Raw genomic sequence first — 205 nt, forward strand, 5'->3', positions numbered from 1 at the left:
TGCTGGCCCTGGGCGCGGTGTCCTATCTGCTGCGGCTGTTTATGCAGGCGGCGGGGATGGGCACGCCGTAACGGCGGTGCTTATTTGATCGCTTTAAGCACCACAAACTTCGGCGKTGCCGCCACCTGTTYTWMGCCYGTYTCYTTTAMACATYTGACGCTGTCGCCCACCCGCCACCACGGTGGAAGTATACGGGTCGCGGGGG

1 protein-coding gene is annotated in these 205 nt (G+C 62.2%); it reads left to right on the top strand.

Annotated elements, in window-relative coordinates; genetic code table 11:
- Positions 1-2: 2 nt before the first annotated feature.
- Positions 3-71 carry a DUF2474 family protein gene (locus ACQ4LH_RS21440; protein ID WP_430698987.1) on the top strand — a complete coding sequence of 23 codons (69 nt, stop codon included), beginning with the start codon at positions 3-5 and terminating at the stop codon, positions 69-71.
- Positions 72-205 lie beyond the last annotated feature (134 nt).

This window comes from Pseudomonas peli, from assembly GCF_050563605.1.
Lineage (GTDB): Bacteria > Pseudomonadota > Gammaproteobacteria > Pseudomonadales > Pseudomonadaceae > Aquipseudomonas > Aquipseudomonas peli_A.